The sequence below is a fragment of the Parafrankia sp. Ea1.12 genome (assembly GCF_900465275.1).
In the GTDB taxonomy this organism is placed as follows: Bacteria; Actinomycetota; Actinomycetes; order Frankiales; family Frankiaceae; genus Parafrankia; species Parafrankia soli.
Genome location: NZ_UBIZ01000491.1, coordinates 1 through 241, shown reverse-complemented (window position 1 = coordinate 241; position 241 = coordinate 1). Strand labels below are relative to the sequence as shown.

1 protein-coding gene is annotated in these 241 nt (G+C 72.6%); it reads left to right on the top strand.

The features are described 5' to 3' along the window. A partial coding sequence (locus FMEAI12_RS29215) for a PLP-dependent transferase (protein ID WP_200835451.1) occupies positions 1–241 on the top strand: 241 nt, incomplete at both ends.

The window sequence follows — 241 nt, the reverse complement described above, 5'->3', positions numbered from 1 at the left end:
ACCTCGCCTCCGCCGGCGACCACCTGGTGTCGTCCGCGTCGCTCTACGGCGGAACGTACGCCCTGTTCCGCCACACCCTGGCCGACCTGGGCATCGAGACCACGTTCGTCGACGACCCGGACGACCTTGACGCCTGGCGGGCCGCGGTACGCCCCGAGACGCGGGCCTTCTACGGCGAGACGATCGGCAACCCGCGCGGGGACGTCTTCGACACCGAGGGCGTCGCGGCCGTCGCGCACGA